At 71.2% G+C, this 19,369-nt stretch carries 18 protein-coding genes and 1 pseudogene; 9 read left to right on the top strand and 10 right to left on the bottom strand.

The genetic code is table 11. The features are described 5' to 3' along the window. Positions 1 to 26: 26 nt before the first annotated feature. Entirely contained in the window at positions 27 to 740 is a 714-nt protein-coding gene (locus NH2_RS10600) for a class I SAM-dependent methyltransferase (protein ID WP_067651937.1), read from the bottom strand. A gap of 86 nt (positions 741 to 826) precedes the next feature. Here NH2_RS10600 and hsaB point away from each other — a divergent pair, with 86 nt between their 5' ends. After that, on the top strand, positions 827 to 1,411 hold the full coding sequence (gene hsaB, locus NH2_RS10595) for a 3-hydroxy-9,10-secoandrosta-1,3,5(10)-triene-9,17-dione monooxygenase reductase subunit (protein WP_067651934.1): 585 nt from the start codon (positions 827 to 829) through the stop codon (positions 1,409 to 1,411). A 7-nt stretch (positions 1,412 to 1,418) separates the two neighbouring features. Here hsaB and NH2_RS10590 read toward each other — a convergent pair whose 3' ends face one another. Then, positions 1,419 to 2,042, bottom strand: coding sequence for a TetR/AcrR family transcriptional regulator (locus NH2_RS10590; protein WP_245650501.1), 624 nt, complete (start codon positions 2,040 to 2,042; stop codon positions 1,419 to 1,421). A 158-nt stretch (positions 2,043 to 2,200) separates the two neighbouring features. Here NH2_RS10590 and NH2_RS10585 point away from each other — a divergent pair, with 158 nt between their 5' ends. Further along, complete coding sequence (locus tag NH2_RS10585; protein WP_067651928.1) at positions 2,201 to 3,616, top strand: MFS transporter; 1,416 nt, start codon at positions 2,201 to 2,203, stop codon at positions 3,614 to 3,616. Between the two features lie 33 nt (positions 3,617 to 3,649). On the opposite strand, the gene NH2_RS10580 is transcribed toward NH2_RS10585, so the two are convergent. The 3 genes from NH2_RS10580 to NH2_RS10575 are packed head-to-tail and all read right to left on the bottom strand — an operon-like array spanning position 3,650 to position 5,185. Continuing rightward, the gene (locus NH2_RS10580; protein WP_067651925.1) at positions 3,650 to 4,807 is read right to left on the bottom strand and encodes a GTP-binding protein; all 1,158 of its coding nucleotides are present in this window, start codon (positions 4,805 to 4,807) and stop codon (positions 3,650 to 3,652) included. A 19-nt stretch (positions 4,808 to 4,826) separates the two neighbouring features. Further along, positions 4,827 to 4,967 carry a DUF397 domain-containing protein gene (locus NH2_RS28055; RefSeq protein WP_084505387.1) on the bottom strand — a complete coding sequence of 47 codons (141 nt, stop codon included), beginning with the start codon at positions 4,965 to 4,967 and terminating at the stop codon, positions 4,827 to 4,829. Then, a complete protein-coding gene (locus NH2_RS10575) occupies positions 4,964 to 5,185 on the bottom strand; it encodes a Scr1 family TA system antitoxin-like transcriptional regulator (RefSeq protein ID WP_067651922.1) in 222 nt (73 codons plus the stop codon). The genes NH2_RS28055 and NH2_RS10575 overlap by 4 nt, the downstream gene beginning before the upstream one ends. A 52-nt stretch (positions 5,186 to 5,237) precedes the next feature. Here NH2_RS10575 and NH2_RS10570 point away from each other — a divergent pair, with 52 nt between their 5' ends. Together NH2_RS10570 and NH2_RS10565 are read left to right on the top strand one after the other, a co-directional pair. Further along, the gene (locus tag NH2_RS10570) at positions 5,238 to 5,462 is read left to right on the top strand and encodes a hypothetical protein (RefSeq protein ID WP_067651919.1); all 225 of its coding nucleotides are present in this window, start codon (positions 5,238 to 5,240) and stop codon (positions 5,460 to 5,462) included. Positions 5,463 to 5,739: 277 nt separating this feature from the next. Further along, positions 5,740 to 6,039, top strand: a complete 300-nt coding sequence (locus NH2_RS10565; protein WP_067651916.1) for a hypothetical protein — start codon at positions 5,740 to 5,742, stop codon at positions 6,037 to 6,039. Here the strand turns inward: NH2_RS10565 and NH2_RS10560 are convergent. The 3 genes from NH2_RS10560 to NH2_RS10550 are packed head-to-tail and all read right to left on the bottom strand — an operon-like array spanning position 6,024 to position 8,027. Beyond that, the gene (locus tag NH2_RS10560; protein ID WP_157103678.1) at positions 6,024 to 6,215 is read right to left on the bottom strand and encodes a hypothetical protein; all 192 of its coding nucleotides are present in this window, start codon (positions 6,213 to 6,215) and stop codon (positions 6,024 to 6,026) included. The two genes, NH2_RS10565 and NH2_RS10560, sit on opposite strands and share 16 nt — an antisense overlap. 52 nt (positions 6,216 to 6,267) lie before the next feature. Further along, positions 6,268 to 6,699 carry a Fur family transcriptional regulator gene (locus NH2_RS10555; protein WP_169811471.1) on the bottom strand — a complete coding sequence of 144 codons (432 nt, stop codon included), beginning with the start codon at positions 6,697 to 6,699 and terminating at the stop codon, positions 6,268 to 6,270. After that, the gene (locus NH2_RS10550) at positions 6,696 to 8,027 is read right to left on the bottom strand and encodes a salicylate synthase (RefSeq protein WP_067651907.1); all 1,332 of its coding nucleotides are present in this window, start codon (positions 8,025 to 8,027) and stop codon (positions 6,696 to 6,698) included. Before NH2_RS10550 ends, NH2_RS10555 begins: the two co-directional genes overlap by 4 nt. Positions 8,028 to 8,228: 201 nt before the next feature. Between NH2_RS10550 and NH2_RS10545 the strand changes: the two genes are divergently transcribed. Together NH2_RS10545 and NH2_RS10540 are read left to right on the top strand one after the other, a co-directional pair. Continuing rightward, positions 8,229 to 9,680: a cation:proton antiporter gene (locus NH2_RS10545; protein ID WP_084505386.1), complete on the top strand. Its 1,452-nt coding sequence runs from the start codon at positions 8,229 to 8,231 to the stop codon at positions 9,678 to 9,680. 240 nt (positions 9,681 to 9,920) lie between these two features. Then, on the top strand, positions 9,921 to 10,874 hold the full coding sequence (locus NH2_RS10540) for a DUF808 domain-containing protein (protein WP_067652557.1): 954 nt from the start codon (positions 9,921 to 9,923) through the stop codon (positions 10,872 to 10,874). A 218-nt stretch (positions 10,875 to 11,092) separates the two neighbouring features. On the opposite strand, the gene uca is transcribed toward NH2_RS10540, so the two are convergent. After that, on the bottom strand, positions 11,093 to 14,686 hold the full coding sequence (gene uca / locus NH2_RS10535) for an urea carboxylase (protein ID WP_067651904.1): 3,594 nt from the start codon (positions 14,684 to 14,686) through the stop codon (positions 11,093 to 11,095). 3 nt (positions 14,687 to 14,689) lie between these two features. Further along, positions 14,690 to 15,403: a GntR family transcriptional regulator gene (locus NH2_RS10530; protein ID WP_067651901.1), complete on the bottom strand. Its 714-nt coding sequence runs from the start codon at positions 15,401 to 15,403 to the stop codon at positions 14,690 to 14,692. Between the two features lie 298 nt (positions 15,404 to 15,701). Between NH2_RS10530 and prpD the strand changes: the two genes are divergently transcribed. The 3 genes and pseudogenes from prpD (at position 15,702) to NH2_RS10515 (ending at position 19,226) form a co-directional block, all read left to right on the top strand. Further along, positions 15,702 to 17,204 carry a 2-methylcitrate dehydratase PrpD gene (prpD, locus tag NH2_RS10525; protein ID WP_067652556.1) on the top strand — a complete coding sequence of 501 codons (1,503 nt, stop codon included), beginning with the start codon at positions 15,702 to 15,704 and terminating at the stop codon, positions 17,202 to 17,204. Further along, positions 17,204 to 18,118: a methylisocitrate lyase gene (gene prpB, locus NH2_RS10520; RefSeq protein WP_067651899.1), complete on the top strand. Its 915-nt coding sequence runs from the start codon at positions 17,204 to 17,206 to the stop codon at positions 18,116 to 18,118. Before prpD ends, prpB begins: the two co-directional genes overlap by 1 nt. After that, positions 18,118 to 19,226 (top strand): annotated as a pseudogene (locus NH2_RS10515) (bifunctional 2-methylcitrate synthase/citrate synthase). The gene prpB and the pseudogene NH2_RS10515 overlap by 1 nt, the downstream one beginning before the upstream one ends. Positions 19,227 to 19,369 lie beyond the last annotated feature (143 nt).

The raw sequence follows: 19,369 nt of genomic DNA, 5'->3' as shown, positions 1-19,369 counted from the left end.
ACCGCGACGGGTGGCCGCGCCGACGCTCAGGGACGCGGGGCGCGCAGCACCCCGGACTGCGCGGTGAGCTGCTCACCGACGAGACCGGTCTCGGCCGCCAAATCCTCGATACCGAAGGTGTGCCACTCACTGACGTTGCGCACCGTCCGCGGCGGGGCCGCGTCACCGGTGATCTCCCAGGTCGAGGTCATCCGGATGAGGTCGCCGCCGACCGGCTCGGGCTCGATCGAGCCGGTGTAGGTGAGGTCGCCGATCTGCTCGCTGGCCAGCGGCATCTTCGGCAGGGTGGTGGGGCGGTTCACCGGGAGCAGCTCGACCAGGACCGGCGCGCCGGGGGCGAGCCGGGGCAGCACCCGGTCCCAGAGGGCCTTGCGGTCCTCGGCGCCGATGTGGCCGAGGACACCGAACAGCACCAGCGCCGAGATCCGCTCCGGGAGCTGCACCGATTCGGCGGGCTCCGGCACGATGGTGACCCGGCGACGCAGCTCCTCGTCGGCGAGGACGTCGTGGGTGAGCACCGCGCGCATGGCGGGGGAGGGCTCGCTGGCCAGGATCTTCGCGGTCGGCAGCACCTCGGCGACCACCCGGCAGGTGCGGCCGGTGCCCGCCCCGATATCGACCACCGTGCCCGCCTCCGGGTCGACCTCGGCGAGGATCTTGCGCAGCGCCGCTTCGCCTTCGGCGTGCGCGCGGGGCACGAGGTCGTAGAACTCGGCGACGGGGGAGTAGAAGTCGTCCATGCACATCTCCTGCGGTGTCGAAGCTGCTTTAATGAAAAAGATTATCATTATGCTCGGATCGCCGGTAGGCGCTGAAAGAGGCTGCGATGTCGTCACCCGGAGTGTCTCCGCCATCCGCTGTCGACCCACGGAAGTTCCGTAATGTGCTGGGGCACTTCGGGACCGGGGTTGTGATCGTCACCGCGCCGGACGGCGACGGCGCCCCGGCCGGGTTCGCCTGCCAGTCTTTCGCCGCGCTTTCGCTCGACCCGCCGTTGGTGCTGTTCTGCCCGGTCCGCGGCTCGCGGACCTGGGCCGCTATCGAGGCGGCCGGGCGGTTCTGCGTGAACGTGCTCACCGAGGCGCAGCAACCGGTCTGCGCGCGGTTCGGCGCCCGCGGCGTCGAGGATCGGTTCGCCGGGACGGCGTGGCACTGGTCCGCGCGCGGGCTGCCGGTGCTGGACGAGGCGCTGGCCACGATCGAGTGCACGGTGGCGAGCGTCGCCGACGGCGGCGACCACCACATCGTCGTCGGCCGGGTGGAGACGCTGACGGCGACCGGCTCCGATCGGCCACTGCTGTTCTACCGCGGCCGCTACGCGCGCATCGACACCGCCGAGGCAGCGCCCGCGGGCTGGCGGGCCGATCTCGAGCACTTCCTGACCACGACCACGTTCGACTCCTGGCTGTGAACCGGAGTCAGCGCGCGCCGCGGCGGGCGAGCCCGGCGAGCAGTCCGTCGATGACGTCGGCGACCGCGTCCTCGGTGCGGAACTCGGCGCGCACCCCGGCCCATTGCGGCAGCAGCCGCGCCACGCCGGGGAAGTCGGCGAGCTGGTCGGCCCCGGTCAGATCCGACCAGTAGGGCAGCGCGGGCTCGCTCTCCCGGTGCGCGGCCGCGGCGCGCCTGCTGGTCAGCTCGCCGACCACGAAGCGCCACACGGTCAGGTACATGTACCCGGCCTGGCGGTCGGAGGCGCCGAGTTCTCGTGCCGCGGTGACGAACTCGTCGAGTATCCAGAGCGCTGAGCGGGCGCCGCTGCGGCCGCTCGCGAGGATGTCGGCCACCCAGGGCAGCCGGTGCAGGATATCGATCAGGTAGCCGACGATGGCGATCAGCCGCTCCCGCGGCGCCTCCGGCAGCGCGGGCCGGTGCAGTGAATCCGCCAACCTGCCGAGGACGGCGGTGAACAGCGCGGCCTTGGTGGGGAAGTGGTGGTAGATCGCGGCGGTGCTGACCTCCAGCTCGCCCGCGAGCCTGCGCATGCTGAAGGCGGACTCGCCCTCGGCGGCGAGCAGCTGGGTGGCGGCCGCCAGCACCACGTCCCGCGGGACGCGAACGGGTCGGCCGCGCCGCCGGGGCGCGCTCTGCTGAATAACGGCGACCTCTTTCCGATCCGCCCTCTCGACAGGGCTGTTGGGCTGTGCTTACCTATAAAAAGACACGTTACTAAAATAGCTCCGCCGATCCGGAGAGGCAGATGTCGCAATCGAGCAAACCGGCCGCCGTGCTGGCCACCGTGGTGATCGTGCAGTTCATGGTCTCGTTGGATCTCTCGGTGGTGAATGTGGCGCTACCGGCCATCCAGTCCGAATTCGACTTGTCCGCCACCGCGCTGCAGTGGGTGGTCAATGCCTACACCGTCGTGTTCGGCGGTTTTCTGCTGCTCGGCGGCCGGCTCGGTGACGTGATCGGCAGGCGCCGCACGATGATCGGCGGGCTGGTGCTCTTCGGCGCCGCCAGCCTGATCGGCGGCCTGGCCACGCACGAGTCGGTGCTGATCGGCGCGCGGGCGGTGCAGGGGCTCGGCGCGGCCGCGCTCTCCCCGCTCTCGCTGGCGCTGATCACCGTCACCTTCGAGGAGGGGCCCGCGCGCACCAAGGCGGTCGGGCTGTGGGCGGCCGCGACCATGCTCGGCGGCGCGCTCGGCGTAGTGGCCAGCGGCCTGCTCACCGACTTCGCCGACTGGCGCTGGGTGCTGCTGATCAATGTGCCGATCGTGATCGCCGCGCTGGCCACCGCCGTGCGCGGCATCGGCGGCGCGGTGGACGGCGCCCGGCCCACGCTCGATCTCGTCGGCGCGCTGCTGGTCACCGCCGCCATGCTGCTGCTGATCCTCGGCGTGGTGCGCACCGACGAGTACGGCTGGGCCTCCGCCACGACCATCGGCACGCTCGTCCTCGGCGCGGCGCTGCTCGCGGCGTTCGTCGTGGTGCAGACCCGGGTCAGGGAGCCGCTCATGCGGCTGGGGCTGCTCGCGCACGGCAGCGTCGCGGGGGCGAACGTGTTCGGCTTCATGATCACCGCCGGGCAGCTGACCGCGTTCTACTTCGTCTCGCTGCACATGCAGTCGGTGCTGCAGTACTCGCCCGCCTTCGCCGGGATCTGCTTCGTGCCGTTCGCGCTCGGCGCGGTGGTCGGCATGCGGCTGGCCACGCTCCTCGTCGCCCGCATCGGCCACCGGAACACGCTGGTGGTCGGCGGGCTGCTCGGCGCGGCCGGCATCGGCTGGTTCGGCGCGGGCGGGCCGGGCGGCAACTTCCTCACCGACATTCTCGGCCCCTCGATCGTGGGCAGCATCGGCATCGGCGTGAGCTTCGTGGTGATGGGCACCATCGCCATGCAGGGCGTCGTGAGCGAGGAGGCGGGGATGGCGTCCGGGCTGCTGAACAGCTCTCGCCAGCTCGGCGGCGCGCTCGGACTCGCCGTGCTCACCACGGTGGCCGCCACCGTCACCGGTGACGACCGCTCGACCGCGGCGCTCAGCGACGGCTACTCCACCGCGTTCCTGCTCGGCGGCGTGCTGATCGCCGTCGGCACCGTGATCGCCGGGCTGCTGATCCCGGCCAAGCTCGAGCGGCCGGAGCCCGCCGCGGTGGCGGCGGCGGAGGGTTGAGCGCGCGGACCGGAGCCATCCGGTCCGCCCGGCTCACGCGTGCGAGTGCTCGACGATCGGCGCCCAGGCGGGCAGCGGGTCGGGGTAGCCGATCCACTCCTCCGGCCCCGCGGCAAGCTCCGCGTCGGTGAGCAGTGCCTGCTCCAGCCTGGCCTTCGGCGCCCGCCGCTCGAGCTGCACCCCGATCAGCACGATCTCCTGCCCCGGCACCAGATCGGTCTGCGACCAGACGGCCGCCGGCTCGATCGTCAGATTCGGGCCCGCCTGCGACCAGATCGCCGCCAGCTCCGGCCTGCTGGCGATCCAGCAGCACCCCTTGCTGCGCAGCATCCCCTGCAATCCCTCCAGCGCGGTCTGCAGCCGCTGCGGGTGGAACGGGCGGTCGGAGCGGAAGACCGTGCTGCTGATGCCGTACTCCTCGGTCTCCGGGGTGTGCCCGCCCGCCAGCTCCTCGTCCCAGCCCGCCGCTTCCCGCGCCGCGTCGAAGTCGAAGAGCCCGGTTCCCAGCACGCGCTCGAGATCGATCTGCCCGTCGCGCACCCGGACCACGTCGGCCTTCGGGTTGAGCCGCCGCAGCGTCGCCTCGGTGGCCCCGGCCACCTTCTCCGACACCAGATCGGTCTTGCTGAGCAGAATGATGTCGGCGAACTCGACCTGATCGACCAGCAGATCCGAGATTGAACGGGCATCGCCCTGGGCGGCCGCCATATCGCGATCCCGCAGCGACTGCCCGCGCGCCAGCTCGGTCAGGAAGGTCGCCGCGTCCACCACGGTGACCATGGTGTCCAGATCGGCGACGCTGGACAGCGAGTAGCCGTCCTCGAACTCCCACTCGAAGCTGGCGGCCACCGGCATGGGCTCGGAGATGCCGGTCGACTCGATCACGATGTGGTCGAAGCGCCCTTCCGCGGCGAGCCGCGCGACCGACTCGATCAGGTCCTCGCGCAGGGTGCAGCAGATGCACCCGTTGGTGAGCTCGACCAGCTTCTCCTCGGTGCGGTCGAGGTGGGCGTTGCCCGCGAGCGGACCGTCGACGAGCTGGGCGTCGATATTCACCTCGCTCATGTCGTTGACGATCACCGCGACCCGGATACCGCCGCGGTTGGACAGGATGTGGTTGAGCAGGGTCGTCTTGCCCGCGCCGAGGAAGCCGGAGAGCACGGTGACGGGGACGCGAGTGGAGATGTTCATTCTTTAATGATAACCGTTTTCAACAACGATGCTCGACCGGGGTGGGGACTCGGATCGGCCGACTGGGGCCGCCGTCCAGGTGTGCGACCTCCACGCAATCCCCGCCCGCCTGGCTGAACGTGCTCTTGAACCAGCGTGCCCCGGTCAGGTCAGCGCTCACGAGTCGTACTCCTCTGCAATCTGTTCCACGAGTCGCCTCGTGCTCTCCTCGTCCAGCGCTTTCGACTGGATGGGCTCGAGGGCCGCCCGGTGGCGCGATATCGTTGCCTCTTCCTCCAGGAAGAGAGCGCCGGTAAAGCCCTCTACGTAGACGACCGGTGGTTCCGGCTCACGCCTGGTGGCCAGTGCCGGAAACTCGAACGAGCCGGATTCGCTCACCCGGGGAGGAAACCACCCCGGTCTCGCTGCGCGAAGCGTTGGCGATGGCGCGATGACCCCCGAGCAGTCGCCGGCTTTGAGCGAGCCGGACGTCCGGGTCTCGGTGACGGTCGGCACCGGGCTCGGAGACGTCGAACTCCGGTACCGCGCTTGCCTCACAGCCGCAACGGTTTTCGTCCGCGAGACGACCGGCCGGGCCGACCTGCGCGCCGTGCTGAGCGGCGACCCGAGCGCCGACCTTCGGCGGCTCCCGAACGAGAAGCTGTATCTCCTGTGACCGGCAATCCGAGCGCTTTACCGCGCAAGGCCGATGCGGCGGGCGCGCAAATCGCTGGTGTCCGGACGGAGAGCGGCCCGATCCCGAGCGCCGGCGTGCCTGCCCAGCGACAACGGTAGGAGTCCACCGGACCGTCGGTTTCGCATCGCCGCAACCTGGTCCGGGGGTCGAATGCCTCCTGCGCCGAGCCGTTGGCATCCCGCGCGCTAACTTGTTAAGTTATGCGCATCCAGCAATGAATAGGACGCTCGGGGGCGTCCCCGATCGAGGAGGTTCGATGAGCGCGGTTCTGCATCAGGAGCACACCGATCACACCCACGCCCACGGCGAGGGCTGCGGGCATGTCGCCTTCCCGCACGGCGACCACGTGGACTACGTGCACGACGGCCACATCCACCGCGAGCACGACGGCCACTTCGACGAGTGCGAGCCCGCGTCGCACCACACCCACGACGGCCACGACCACGTGCACGGCGAGGGCTGCGGCCACGTCGCGGTGCCGCACGGCGACCACGTCGACTACGTGCACGACGGGTGCAGGCACGCGGTGCACGAGGGGCACTACGACGAGCACTGACCGGCACCGCCGGTCGCGGTGATACTCCTCAGGTACCCGCTGAGCAGGACCATCGGCTCGTCCTCCAGGACGTCGGGGTGCACCGGGAGCGTCGCGGTGACGAGTCGGTGCACCATCCGGTACGCCATGCGGTCACCGGCGACCTTCGTCTCCGTGTGCCGCGGGCTCTTCGGCATCCCGGCCGCCGGGCGGGCCGAGTCCCGGCGAGTGCGGCACCACCCGGTCGCGCTACGCGGCACAGCGCGGGCACACACCGTGCAGCCCGAGCCGGTACCGGAGTTCACCGAAGCCGTGCTCCCGGGCGATCCGCCGGAGCCGGTGCTCGACCTCGGGCGCGGTGAACGGTTCCGCGCGCCCGCACACCCGGCACAGCAGGAAGTACCGTCCGATCGCCACCGGACGGTAGAGCGGGTCACCCGACTCGGTCCGGATCACGGTCACCAGATCCTCGTCGGCCAGGCGGCGCAATATTCGGTACACCGTCGTGAGCGAGATCCGCGCCCCGCCCGAGTCCCACAGCGCGGCGTGCAACCGGCGGGCGTCGAGCCCGGACTCGTGGCGCCCCAGCTCGGCGAGGACTGCCGCGCGATTGCCGCCGGGACCGCTCGCCCCCGGGGCTCCGGCCGCCGGACGTTCGGCCACCATGCGCCCAGCGGTCACGCGATGTGCCCGGCGCGGGTCGCGTCGCCCGGCGCGGGACGTGGCCGCGGCCGGGCCGCGACCACGTACGGCGCGACGCTGCCGAGCTTCTCCCTGGTCTCCTCGTGCTCCCTGGCCGGCGTCGATCCGGCGACCACCCCGGCCCCCGCGCGCAGCCAGGCCCGGCCGCCGCGCTGGTAGACCGCGCGCAGCACGAGTGCGGCGTCGAGCATCCCGGTGCTGTCGGCCATCAGCACGGTGCCGGAGTACAGCCCGCGCGGCCCCGCCTCGAGGGTGCGGATCGGCTGGTAGACGGCGGCTTTCGGGATGCCGGAGGCGGTGACGGCGGGGAAGACCGCGGCGAGCGCGTCCCACGCGGTCGCCTCCGCCAGCCGGGTCGCCACCCGGGAACCGAGGTGCTGCACGCTGCCCCGATTCTGCACCGCGAGGAATTCGCTGATCCCGGTGCTCCCGGGGGCGCCGATCGCGGCCAGCTCCTGAAAGGCCAGCTGGACCGAGATGGCGTGCTCGAAGACCTCCTTCGGGTCGGCGAGCAGCTCCGCGCGCAGCGCGCGGTCGACCGGGTCGAGCCCGTGGCGCGCCCTGGTCCCGGCCAGCGGCTGGGTGCTCGCGTTCCCCGAATCGTCCACCTCCAGCACCGTTTCCGGGCTGAAGCCGGCCGCCTGCCAGCCGCCGAGGTCGAGCAGGAAGGAGCGTGCGGGATCGTTGGCCCTGCGGCCGGCCAGGTAGGTCGCCGCCATGTCGACCTCGTGCGGGATCGGCACCCGGCGGGACAGGATCACCTTCTGGAACTGTCCGCCCCGGATCTGCGCGACCGCCCGCTCGACGGCGTCGAGGTAGGCGCCGTCGGTCCGCTCGACCGGGACCGGGGCGAGCCCGGCGACGGGGGCGTGCTCGACCAGCAGGTCGCCGATCTCCGCCAGCCGGGCCGCGGTGCCTGCCCGCACCGTGACGCGCTGCTCGGTGAGCTCGAGTTCGAGCCCGGGAATCATGACGCGCGCCAGCAGCTCCCCGGCATCGGCGTGCTCCGGAGCGGCCAGTTCGAAGCAGCCCCAGCCGTAGGCGCGCCAGCCGCGCGGGGCCCGCCGCAGCGCCGCCTCGACCTGCGGCCACGGGGTTCCCGACCACGGCTCGTCGAAGTCGCCGCCGATCGTCGAGCCGACCCGCTCCGGGCCGACGCTGACGGCGCCGACCGGATCGGCGCCGATGTGCCAGGTGCCCTGCCGCTCGTAGACCACGTACTCGCCGAGCAGCCCTGACCCCGCGATCCCGACGGCCAGTGCCGCGGGGTCGAACTGCCCGTGCCGGACGACGTCGTGCGCCGTCACCGGGCCACCGCCCCGGCCCGATTCGCCGACAGTGCCGGGTACGTCATCGTTTGTCTCCCGCGCCACGAATCACTTGAAATGAAAATCATTGTCGATTAGCGTAACGTGCGGCTCCCGGGGCCGCCAGCCCCAATCCCTCTGGAGCACACCGGAACCGCGTTCGGGGTCGGTGCCGACCAGCCGTGCCCGCTCGGAGCCGCTATGCCTTCGCTGTTCGACCTGTCGACGCATTTCTTCCTGCAGCTCGCGGTTCTGCTCGTGGTCTGCCGGCTGGTGTGGCCGGTGTTCCGGTGGCTCGGTCAGATCCGGGTCGTCGCCATCATGGGCGCCGGGTTCCTGCTCGGCCCCTCGGTGCTCGGCGCGCTGTGGCCCGCCGGGCAGCAGTGGCTGTTCCCGGTCGCGGTCGATACCGCCGCCGGCCGCACCACGCACCCCTCGCTCGCGATCCTCTACGTGGTCGGCCAGCTCGGGCTGGTGCTCTACATGTTTCTGGTCGGCGCGGGTTTCCGCACCGAGATCTTCGCCGCCCACTTCCGGGTCGCCGGGGTGACCGCGGCCGCGGGCCTGGTCGTGCCGATGCTGCTCGGCGGCGCGGCCGGGTTGGCGCTGATCCGGGGCGACGGCTGGTTCGCCGACGGCGTTGCCACCTGGCAGGCGGTGCTCTTCACCGCCGCCGCGGTCGCGATCACCGCCTTTCCCATGCTGGCGTGGATGATCGACGAGTGTGGGCTGGCCGAGACCAGGGTGGGCACCATGGCGCTGGCCTGCGCGGCGACCGACGACGCGGTGGCCTGGATCCTGCTGGCCGCGGTGGTCGCGGGCAGTGCGGGGAGTATGGACGGCGCCGTGGTCGCGGGGATCGGGACCGCGCTGTTCGTCGGCTTCATGCTGACCGCGGGACGACGGCTGCTGCGGCGGCTGGGCGGCCCGGCCGCCGCCGACCCGGCGCAGCCGATCGCACCCGCGCTACTCGTCGTGCTCGTCGTGCTGCTGTGCAGCGCCTGGATCACCGACCTCATCGGGGTGCACGCGGTTTTCGGCGCCTTCGTCGCCGGCCTCGCGATGCCGCGCGGGCCGCTGCTCGACATGCTGCGGGCCCGGACCGAACCGCTGGTCTCCGGGCTGCTGCTCCCGGCCTTCTTCGTCTTCGCGGGTCTGAACACCGATCTGGGGCTGCTGCTCGTGCACGGTGCGTTGCTGGTTACCGCCGTCGTGCTGGTGCTTTCGTTCGGCGGGAAGTTCGGCGCCGTCACCCTCGCGGCCCGCTATCAGGGGCTGAGCTGGCCGGAGGCAGGGGCGCTCGGCGCCTTCGCCAACGCGCGCGGGCTGACCGAGTTGGTGCTGCTCACCATCGGCCTCACCCAGGGCATCATCACCCCCGCCCTGTACACGGTGTTCGCGGTGATGGCGTTCGCGACCACCCTGGCGACCACGCCGCTCTACCGGGCGTTCGAGCGCCGGGCCGGTGCCGGGGGGTTGCGGTTCGGTGCCGATGGCGCGCTCGGTGTCGCTGTGCCCGGCCCCGGCAGTGCGGACGTCGGGCGGCGGACGGGTTCGGTGGCCCAGCAGGAGATTGCGGGGCTCCGAACCGTCACCCCGAGTGGCGAACCCGGCATTCACCCGGTATGCCCCGACGAGTTCGACGGGCGGTGACCGGCAGGCCATCGGTCGCAGGCCGGTGTCGCCCGGTGGCACCGACGGCGAACACGTGCACCCAGAACGACGAACCGACCACAACGGGCCGATCAGGGGGTCGCGGCCTGGAAGTGTCGAGCCTGCCGCGGCGAAGTCCGCTGTTCTCGTCGTGCTCCACAGTTCACGCCTCCCCTCGGCCGGCACCGCTCGAAACGCGTACTGTTCGATCTGCTCGGTCCGTTCGAAGTGGAGGTTCCCGTGGCTGGTGGTCTCGTCGCCCTGCTGGACGACGTCGCGGCGATCGCGAAGGTGGCCGCGGCGTCGATCGACGACATCGGCGCCGCGGCGGGCAGGGCCGGTGTCAAGGCCGCTGGTGTGGTGGTCGACGACGCCGCGGTCACCCCCCGCTACGTGCACGGGTTCTCCCCCAAGCGCGAACTCCCGATCATCCGCAAGATCGCGATCGGGTCGATTCGTAACAAGCTCCTCATCATCCTGCCGGTGGCGATGCTGCTGAGCGAGTTCCTGCCACAGGCGCTGCCCTACCTGCTCATCGCAGGCGGCCTGTATCTCTGCTACGAGGGCGCGGAGAAGGTGTACGAGGCGCTGACCGGCGGGCACCACGACGCCGACACACCCGCGGTATCGAGCGGACCCGAACACGAGAAGGCCATGGTGAGCGGTGCGATCCGCACCGACCTCATCCTCTCCGCCGAGATCATGGTGATCGCCCTCTCCTCGGTCGAGACCGAACCTTTCGTCACCCGGCTGCTGGTGCTGATCGCCGTCGCGTTCCTCATCACCGCCCTGGTCTACGGCGTCGTCGCGGCGATCGTGAAGATGGACGACGTCGGACTCGCCCTCGCCGAGCGCGAGTCGGCGTTCAGTCAGCGGCTCGGTCGCGGACTCGTCACCGCGATGCCGAAGGTGATGTCCGTTCTCACCGTCGTCGGGATCGCCGCGATGCTGTGGGTGGGCGGCCACATCCTGCTCGTCAACGTCGGCGAAGCCGGATTCCACTGGCCCGCCGACCGCCTCCACGATCTCGAACACTGGGCCGGAGAACTCGTTCACGGCGGGTTCGGAGGCGTCCTGTCCTGGACCGCGGGGACGGTCGCCTCCGCGGTCGCCGGGCTCGTCGTCGGAGCTCTCGTCGTGCTGATCATGCACGTCGTTCCGAAGCGAAAGCCGAAGGAAGATACCGCGCACTGACCCGCGCAAGGTGCCGTCGCCGGCGCAGGCTTCCTCGGGCTCGATCGGGTGCGCGCCGCCCTCGGTACCGCGGACACGGTTTGCGGCCGCAGGATTCTTGGCAGCACCGCTGGACGATGGACATCAAGGTCGAGTTCATCATCAGCGGTCTCGAGCGCCGCTGGCCCGAGGTCTGACCGGTTCGACGCGATGACGAGGCCCGGTGGCCGGGTACCTCATCATGCCCCGAGCACCGCGATCGGGGTTCCGGCTCGCACGGTGCTCCCCGGTGCGGCGAGCACCCGCAGCACCGTGCCGCCCGCCGGGCTCGGGAGCGGCAGCTCGAGCTTCATCGCCTCCAGGACGGCGACCGTGTCGCCCGCGCGCAGGACGGTGCCGGGGGTGATGTCGATCCGCCAGACGTTGCCCGCCATCGGCGCGGTGACGACGGTGGCGTCCGGCGGCAGATCCGCGAGCAGCTCGTCGGACTCCTCGACCGGCGGTGCGGCGGCGACGGTGCGGTCGAACTCGCCTGCGGCGTGCCAGGCACGCTTCTCCGCCTCGAAGGCAGCCCCCTGCCTGGTCTCGAAGTCGGCAATCGCGCCCGCATTGTCGCGCAACATCGTCCGATGCGCGGCGAGCGCGAACGTGCCATCGGCGATCTCGGCGTCGAACCGCCCGGCCCTGGCCGCCGCCCGGTGCTCGAGCAGCTGCTCGGGGCTGACCGGCTCCCAGATGATCCGGTCGAAGAACCGGAACAGCCACGGCGTGCCCGGCTCGAACGGCGGGTGCTGGCGGTAGCCGGACCAGATCGGGACGGTGCGCCCGATCAGCTGATACCCGCCGGGGGAGGCCATGCCGTAGACGCACAGGTACTTGCCGCCGATCCCGACGGCGTCGGCGGGGGTCCAGGTGCGGGCCGGGTTGTACTTCGTCGTGACCAGCCGGTGCCGCGGGTCCAGCGGAACGGCCAGCGGCGCACCCAGGTACACGTCGCCGAGCCCGAGCACCAGGTACTCGGCGTCGAAGACGGCGCCGCGCACCTGCTCGACGCTGTCCAGGCCGTTGATCCGGCGGATGAACTCGACATTCGACGGCAGCCACGGCGCGGTGTCGCGGACCCCGCTGCGGTAGCGATCGATCGCCTCGGCGATGGACGGGTCGTCGAAGGAGAGCGGCAGCCGGATGGTGCGGCTCGGCACCACCAGGTCACCGGTGGCGGGGAGCTGCTGTTCCAGGTCGGTGAGCAGGCCGAGCAGCCGGTGCTGGGGGAGGATGTCGGGGTCGAAGTGCAGGTGCAGGGAGCGGACGCCGGGGGTCACGTCGACGAGCCCGCCCGGGGCCGCTTCGGCGAGCGCCTGCGCGAGGGCGTGGACGCGCATGCGCAGCCCCAGGTCGAGCACCATGTCGCCGTACTCGACGAGGATATTGTCGTCGCCGCCGCGCAGGTACACCACCGCGGGGCGGTCGCCTTCGGCCGCCGGCGCGGCGAGAACTCCCCGATCACCGGGTGCCGCAATGACATCCACTCGGCTCGCCGCGGGCGAGGTGCGCAGCGCGGCGGCGGTCTCGTCGGCCACCGGGACGAACCGGAGCGTATCGCCCGGCCGCAGCTGCCCCAGCTTCCACCGCTGCGCCGAGACCACGGTGAGCGGGCAGGCGAAGCCGCCGAGGCTGGGGCCGTCGGGGCCGAGCAGGATCGGGGTGTCGCCGGAGACGTTGAGCGCGCCGACGCTGTAGGGGGTGTCGTGCAGGTTGGACGGGTGCAGCCCGGCGTCGCCGCCGTCGGCGCGCGACCACTCGGGCTTCGGCCCCTCCAGGCGGATGCCGGTGCGGTTGGCGTGCGCGCCGACCCGCCACGGGTGCCGGTAGAACTGCGCCATGTCGGCGTCGGTGAAGTAGGTGGGCGCGGTGTGCGGGCCCTCGCCGACCGCCAGCCGCCACTCGTGGGTGAAGTCGGGCCGGTCCCCGAGCGGCACCGCGGCGGGCGGCCCGGCCGGTGCTGCACTCGCGAGGGTGATGACATCGCCGTCGGCGACGGCCCGGCCGGTGACGCCACCGAACCCGCCGAGGGTGAAGGTCGCTGCGCTGCCGTGATACTCCGGGGCGTCGATGCCGCCGCGGATCGCGAGGTAGGTGCGCAGCCCCGCGTCGGCCGGCGCGCCGATATCGAGCACCGCGCCTGCGGCCAGGGTGACCGGTTCCCACATCGGCGCGGGCTCGCCGTCCACGGTGACCGGCGCCGGAGCCCCGGTGACGCAGACGACCGCCGCGGCGGAGAACCGGATGCGCGGACCCTGCAAAGTGCACTCCAGCCCCGGCGCGCCCGGCTCATTGCCGACCGCGGTGTTGGCCAGCGTGAACGACAGGTCGTCCATCGGCCCGGACGGCGGAATACCCACCTCCCACAGCCCGATCCGGCCGGGATGGTCCTGCACGGTGGTCATCGTCCCCGCCCGCAGCACATCCAGCCGCGGTTCGTCGGCGGCGAGCGTGGCCATGGTCGCGGTGACGTGCGCGCCGTCCCGCACCACCGGTGCCGCCGCGGCGGCCCGCAGCTGCGCCAGATTGGTCCGCACGCCGTGGATGCGCGCGCTCGTCAGCGCGGTGTCGAGCGCGTCGAAGGCCTCGGCGCGGGTCGGGGCGTGGGTGATCAGCTTGGCCAGCATGGGGTCGTAGTGCGGGCTGACCTCGGTGCCGGTCTCGACCCAGGTGTCGACCCGGATATCGGCGGGGAAGCGCGCCTCGGTGATCAGCCCGGCGCTGGGCCGGTAGTCGTGCGCTGGGTCCTCGGCGTAGACGCGCGCCTCGACGGCCCAGCCGCGCGGCGGCGGGCCCGCGTCCGGCACCGCGTCGAGCACGGTTGCGTCGCCACCGGCCAGCCGCAGCATCCAGGCGACCAGGTCGACGCCGGTGACGGCCTCGGTGACCGGGTGCTCCACCTGCAGCCTGGTGTTCATCTCCAGGAACGACGCCGCGCCGCGCTCGGTGTCGTAGACGAATTCGACGGTGCCCGCCGAGCGGTAGCCGACCGAGCCCGCGAGGGCGCGCGAGGTCGTCAGCAGCTCCTCGGTGAGCGCCGCGGGCAGGCCGGGGGCGGGCGCCTCCTCGATCACCTTCTGGTTGCGCCGCTGTAGCGAGCAGTCGCGGGTGCCGAGGCTGACCACCCGGCCCTGCCCGTCCCCGAACACCTGCACCTCGATATGGCGTGCCCGCGCGACGAACCGCTCCAGGAAGACCCCCGCCGAGGAGAAGTTCGCCGCCGCCAGCCGCCGCACCCGGTCGAAGGCGGCGCGCACCGCCTCGGCGTCGAAACACGCCTGCATGCCGATACCGCCGCCACCACCGACCGCCTTGACCATGACCGGGTAGCCGATCCGGTCGGCCTCGGCGACCGCGTGCCCGGCCGACTCCAGGATGCCGCTGCCCGCCACCAGCGGGACGCCGACGGCACGCGCGGCCTCGCGGGCGGTGTGCTTGTCGCCGAAGACCCGCAGCTGCTCCGGCGTCGGCCCGACGAAGACCAGCCCCGCGTCGGCCACCGCAGCCGCGAAATCGGCGTTCTCGGAGAGGAATCCGTACCCGGGGTGGATCGCGCCCGCGCCGGTGGCGAGCGCGGCCTCGATCACCGCGTCGGCGCGCAGATACGACTCCGCGGCCGGGCCCGGCCCGAGCCGGACCGCGGCATCGGCCATCCGCACGTGGGCGGCCCCGAGGTCGGCGTCGGAGTGGACCGCCACCGATTTCAGGCCGAGGTCGCGGGCGCTGCGGATGATCCGCACCGCGATCTCGCCGCGATTGGCGATCAGGACGGTGTCGAAACTCGGGCTCACCGGTTACTCCTGTTCGGTTGCCATGGACATGGCGACGACGGCGCGGGTCACCCGGTCGAGGACGACATCGAGCGACTCGCCGATGTGCCGGTGCAGCAATCCGTGCGCCTGGACGAGCTCGCCGGCGAGCACGGCGTCGAGGATCGCCAGGTGTTCGGCGATGGTCACCTCGATCCGGTTGTTGACCATGAAGTCGAACATCCTGACGTGCCGGATCCGCGCGTTCACCGCGGTCAGCGCGCGCACCAGCTCACCATTGCCCGCCGCGGTGAGCAGGGCGACGTGGAACTCCTCGTCGACCACCACGAAACCGGGCTGCTGTTCGGGCGGATCGGCCCGCAGCGCCCGCCAGCGCTCCCGCTCGGCCAGCAGCGAGTCGCGGTCGTGCACCACCGCGGGGTTGGTGATGGCGCGCTGGATGCCGGAGAGCTCCAGCGTGAGCCGCAGCTCGTAGAGGTCTCGGACCACCGGGATGCTCGGCCGCACCGGCGCGAAGCCGACCTCCTCGCGGCGCAGCAGCCCATCGGCGGAGAGCATGGCCAGCGCCTCCCTGGCCGGGGTGCGCGAGATGCCGAAGCGCGCGGAGACCTTCGGCTCGGTGAGCCGCTGCTCGAAGCCGATGCGGCCGTTCATGAGGTCGTCGCGCAGCGCCGCGTAGACGGTGTCGCGCAGGGAGCCGGTCGGGGTGATCGTGCGCGTGCGCACCGGTGTCGCCATAGCTGTGTACGCTATGGAGCTGCGGTTTCCGCGGGATCACCGGGCGTAACCAGCGGGTTAGCGAATCCTCACCGGCACTCGGCGGCCGCACTCGCCGGGTTGGCGAGCGCACTCCTGGGCTCAGCCATTCGGAATTCTATTTCGAGCGGACCTTCTTTCCGCGCGGGAGTTTCGCAGGCTCCACAGATTGTGCACGGTTACTTTCATAATCTTCGCTTTTGCAATGGATTTTCAGCACCCGGACCGCTCGGTAGCGTTCCAACGGAGCGAATTCACCGACATTCCGGAGGCCACGACCGTGCAGAATCATCTCGTCCGCACCCACCGTTCCGCGGCGGACTTCCCCCGCGAGCAGCACCTGGCGTGGCGGATCGCGGAGGTGGCCGCCGACCCGGTCGAGGTCGCCCCGGAGACCGAGGAGATGATCGTCAACCGGATCATCGACAATGCGGCCGTTGCCGCGGCGTCGCTGACCCGGCGTCCGGTGTCCAATGCCCGCGCCCAGGCGCAGGCGCACCCCTTCGAGCCCGGCTCGACCGTGTTCGGCGTCGGCGGCCGCTTCTCCCCGGAGTGGGCGGCGTGGGCCAATGGCGTTGCGGTGCGCGAGCTGGACTTCCACGACACCTTCCTGGCGGCGGAGTACTCGCACCCCGGCGACAACATCCCGCCGATCCTCGCCGTCGCCCAGCACACGGGCCGCACCGGCCGCGACCTGATCCGCGGCCTGGCCACCGGGTACGAGATCCAGGTCGACCTGGTGCGCGCGATCTGCCTGCACCAGCACAAGATCGACCACGTCGCCCACCTGGGCCCCTCGGCAGCGGCCGGGATCGGCACACTGCTCGGGCTGGACACCGAGACCATCTACCAGGCCATCGGCCAGGCGCTGCACACCACCACCGCCACCCGCCAGTCCCGCAAGGGCGAGATCTCCAGCTGGAAGGCGTACGCCCCGGCCTTCGCCGGGAAGATGGCGGTCGAGGCCGTCGACCGCGCCCTGCGCGGCGAGGGCGCCCCGTCCCCGATCTGGGAGGGCGAGGACGGGGTGATCGCCTGGCTGCTCGGCGGCCCGGGCATCGAGTACTCGGTGCCGCTGCCCGGCCCCGGCGAGCCCAAGCGCGGCATCCTGGACACCTACACCAAGGAGCACTCCGCCGAGTACCAGAGCCAGGCCCCGATCGACCTGGCCCGGCGCATGCGGGAGCGGATCGGTGATCTGGATCAGATCGCCTCGATCGTGCTGCACACCAGCCACCACACGCACGTGGTGATCGGCACCGGCTCCGGCGATCCGCAGAAGTTCGACCCCACCGCCTCGCGCGAGACCCTCGACCACTCGGTGCCCTACATCTTCGCGGTCGCGCTGGAGGACGGCACCTGGCACCACGAGCACTCCTACACCCCCGAGCGGGCTCAGCGCCCGTCCACGGTCGACCTGTGGCACAAGATCTCCACCGCAGAGGACCCGGAGTGGACCCGCCGCTACCACTCGACCGACCCGGCGGAGAAGGCGTTCGGCGCGCGCGCGGAGGTCACCTTTAAGAGCGGCGAGGTGATCACCGACGAGCTCGCGGTCGCCGACGCGCACCCGCTGGGTGCGCGGCCGTTCGCCCGCGAGGAGTACATCGCGAAGTTCCGCACCCTCGCCGAGGGGGTGGTGGAGCCCGCCGAGCAGGACCGCTTCCTCGAGGTGGCCCAGCGCGCGGGCGAGCTGTCCGCGGGTGAGTTGTCGGAGCTCACCTTCACCGTCTCGGCGGATGTGCTCGCCCGCGCGCCGAAGTCACCGAAGGGGCTGTTCTGATGACGGGCCTGCTCGCGGCGACCACCTCGTCGGCGGACAAGCGGATCGCCTTCCGCACCGGGCTGACCTCGGGGAAGATCCAGCGGATTCCCGGCGCCTTCAATCCGCTGGTCGCCACGCTGATCCAGGAGATCGGGTTCGAGGGCGTCTACGTCTCCGGCGCGGTGCTCTCGGCGGATCTGGGGCTGCCCGATATCGGGCTCACCACGCTCACCGAGGTCGCGGGCCGCGGGCAGCAGATCGCCCGGGTGACCGACCTGCCGGTGCTCATCGACGCCGACACCGGCTTCGGCGAGCCCATGAGCGCGGCCCGCACGGTGACCGTGCTCGAGGACGCCGGGATCGCCGGGCTGCACCTGGAGGACCAGGTCAACCCGAAGCGCTGCGGGCACCTGGACGGCAAGGCCGTGGTGCCGGTCGAGGACATGCTGCGCAGGCTCACCGCGGCCGTGGCCGCCCGCCGCGACCCGAATTTCGTGATCTGTGCGCGCACCGACGCCGCCGGCATCGAGGGGATCGATGCCGCCATCGACCGGGTCACGGCCTACGCCGAGGCGGGCGCGGACCTGATCTTCACCGAGGCGCTGCACACCACGGCCGATTTCGAGAGGTTCCGGGCGGCGGTCGATACGCCCCTGCTGGCGAATATGACGGAGTTCGGCAAATCGGAACTGGTGCCCGCCGACGTGCTGGGAAGAATCGGCTACAACGCCGTGATCTACCCGGTGACCACACTGCGGCTCGCCATGTTCGCCGCCGAGCAGGGGCTCCGCGAGATCTTCGCCGAGGGAACGCAATCGGGGCTGCTCGACCGCATGCAGCACCGCTCCCGGCTCTACGAACTGCTGCAGTACGAGCGCTACAACGAATTCGACTCCGGCATCTTCAATTTCCCGCTCGGAAGGAATCAGTGATGCCGGATATTCACAAGGGGCTGGCCGGGGTCGTCGTCGACACCACCGCGATCTCCAAGGTGGTGCCCGAGACCAATTCGCTGACCTACCGCGGCTACGCCGTGCAGGAGCTCGCCGCCAACTGCTCCTTCGAAGAAGTCGCGTACCTGCTGTGGAACGGCGAACTGCCGGGCAATGCCGAACTCGAGCGATTCCAGCAGCAGGAGCGGGCTTCGCGCCGGGTGGACCGCTCGCTGCTCGCGCTGGTGGCGAAGATGCCCGAGAACTGTCACCCGATGGATGTCGTGCGCACCGCGATCAGCTACCTGGGCGCGGAAGACCCGGACGCCGAGGATAATTCGCCGCGGGCGAATCGGGCCAAGGCACTGCGCATGTTCGCGGTGCTGCCGACCATCGTCGCCGCCGATCACCGGCGCCGCCACGGCCAGGACCCGATCGCCCCGCACTCGCACCTGGGGTACGCGGAGAATTTCCTGAACATGTGCTTCGGGAAGGTGCCCGCACGGGAGCTGGTGCAGGCGTTCGAGGTCTCGCTGATCCTCTACGCCGAGCACAGCTTCAATGCCTCCACCTTCGCCGCCCGTGTCGTCACCTCGACGCTCTCGGATATCTACAGCGCGGTCACCGCCGGTATCGGCGCTCTGAAAGGCCCGCTGCACGGCGGGGCGAACGAGGCCGTCATGCACCACATGCTGGAGATCGACGACCCGGCGCGGGCCGAGGAGTGGCTGCGGGCCAAGCTCGCGAAGAAGGAAAAGGTCATGGGCTTCGCCACCGGGTCTACAAGAACGGTGATTCCCGCGTGCCGACCATGAAGCGGGCCTTCCTGGATATCGCCGCCGCCACCGACGGGCAGAAGTGGGTGCGGATGTACGACATCCTGGAACGCACCATGATCGACGCCACCGGAATCGCGCCGAACCTCGATTTCCCGACCGGTCCGGCGTATTACCTGCTCGGTTTCGATATCGAGGTCTTCACCCCGATCTTTGTCATGAGCCGGATCACCGGCTGGACCGCGCACATCATCGAACAGGGTGAATCCAACGCGCTCATCCGGCCGCTGAGCGAATACGTCGGCGTCGCCCAGCGCCCGGTCGTGGCCTGACCCTTCCGTGCCGGCGAATCGGGCTGGGCACCGCGGGCCATCCGGGGTGGCTATAGTGGGGGTGCAGCTGGTTCGCCGGAGGCGGAGTCGAAGGAGCCCCTGACCCGTCCGATGGCGTCGAAGCCCGTGGAGTGCGTGCGCGG

The sequence above is a fragment of the Nocardia harenae NBRC 108248 genome, from assembly GCF_001612885.1.
Taxonomy (GTDB): domain Bacteria; phylum Actinomycetota; class Actinomycetes; order Mycobacteriales; family Mycobacteriaceae; genus Nocardia; species Nocardia harenae.
Note: the sequence above shows the minus strand (reverse complement) of the source record. Positions and strands in the feature narration are given on the sequence as shown.